Genomic DNA, 1,838 nt, shown 5'->3' with positions numbered 1-1,838 from the left:
GCGCCCTCGGACAGCAGGGCCGTGCCGTGCGGGTCGCGTCGAGCACCGGCCGCCACCAGCGCGGCCAGCGTACTCGGCGTCAGCGGCCGTGCCGTGCTGTTCCAGCCGTCCAGAACCCGAACCCGCTCCCGGTCATCCATCACGCTGATCCGGGACAGCGCGCTGTCCGGTTCTGCGGCGACCGTGTCCAGCAGCCGCACCAGCCGTTCGGCCAGCCGCTCTGCGCCCGCTCGCTCGAACAGGTCCGTCGCGTAGCGCAGTCCGCCGCTGATCCGCCCGTCACGCTCCTGCCCGCCGAACGCGAACTCCAGGTCGAACTTGGACCCACCGATCTCCACCGGCAGTTCCTCGGCAGGAGCGCCGAACAACTCGCGCACCTCGGTGGTCACCGAGTGATAGGTCACCATCGTCTGGAACAGAGGGTTGCGCGACCGCGCCCGAGCCTGCCCGACCGCCTCGGCCACCGCCTCCAACGGCAGATCCGCGTGGGAGAACGCGGCCAGACCCGAATCCCTGACCCGTCCGACCAGTTCGGTGAAGGTCGGGTCACCGGACAGATCGGCCCGCAGCACGAGCGTGTTGAGGAAGAACCCGACGAGCCGGTCCACCTGCTCGTCCTCCCGTCCGGAGACGGGGCTGCCGAGAGGGATGTCGTCCCCCGCGCCGAGTCGGTGCAGCAGGGCGGCGACCGCCGCGTGCACCACCATGAACATGGTCGCACCTGTCTCCCGGGCGATTCGAGTCAGGCCCGTGCCCGTGTTCGCGTCGAGCTCGAACGGCACCACGTCGCCGCCGCGGGAGGGAACAGCCGGACGTGGCCGGTCTGTGGGCAGCGGCAGTTCCTCGGGCAGCCCGGCCAGGGCCTCGCGCCAATAGGCCGCCTGACGGCCGGCCACGGACGCGGGGTCCTGTGCGTCGCCCAGCAGTTCGCGCTGCCACAGGGCGAAGTCGGCGTACTGCAGGGGAAGTTCTGCGAAACTCGGCTTCCGGCCCTGGCGCCGGGCCGTGTACGCGGTGTCCAGGTCGGCGAGCAGCGGACCGGTGGACCATTCATCCGTGGCGATGTGATGCAGCAGGAGCACCAGGAGATGCTCGTCGTCCCCCGCCCCCAGCAGAGTGACCCGTAGCGGAATCTCCCGCGCCAGATCGAAGACATGACGTCCAGCCGCCTCGGCCTCCACCGACAGCCGCCCGGCCGTGACCCGCCGTACCGCGAACGGCACCTCGCATTCCTCCACGGCCAGCACCCGCTGATACGGCTCGCCGTCCGCCTCGGTGAAGACCGTCCGCAGTGCCTCGTGCCGACCCACCACATCACCGACCGCGGCCCGCAGTGCCACCGGGTCGATCCGCCCTCGCAGGCGCACCGCGAGCGGCACGTTGTAGGCCGTGCCCGGCCCTTGCACGCGATCGATCAGCCACAGCCTGCGCTGCGCGTACGACAGCGGCAGCAACTCGGGTCGACTCCCCGCGCGGTTCAGCGTCGGCCGCTCGGACGCGGTGCGCCCGGCCAGCCGTGTCGCCAGCGCCGCGACCGTCCGTGCCTCGAACAGATCCGGTACGGCACACTCCACGCCCAGAGCGGAGCGCACCCGGCTCACCGCGCGGACGGCCAGCAGTGAGTGACCGCCGAGCGTGAAGAAGTCCTCCTCGACCCCTGCCGACGGCAGCTCCAGTACCTCGGCGAAGATCCCGGCGATGATCTCCTCACGCGCGTCTCTCGGGCCTCGCGACGACGCAGGACCTGCTGTGGTGGCGGGTGGTGCGGGCAGGGCGCGTCGGTCGAGTTTTCCGTTGGGGGAGAGGGGTATTTCGGTGATCTGGATGAGGAGTGAGGG

At 70.9% G+C, this 1,838-nt stretch carries 1 protein-coding gene; it reads right to left on the bottom strand.

The window, feature by feature from the left end; genetic code table 11:
* A partial coding sequence (locus GTY84_RS22885) for a condensation domain-containing protein (protein WP_237532539.1) occupies positions 1-1,838 on the bottom strand: 1,838 nt, incomplete at both ends.

It is taken from the genome of Streptomyces sp. SID8352 (assembly GCF_009862265.1).
Classification (GTDB): domain Bacteria; phylum Actinomycetota; class Actinomycetes; order Streptomycetales; family Streptomycetaceae; genus Streptomyces.
The sequence above is the reverse complement of the archived record's forward strand: the minus strand, read 5'-3'. Positions and strand labels throughout refer to the sequence as shown.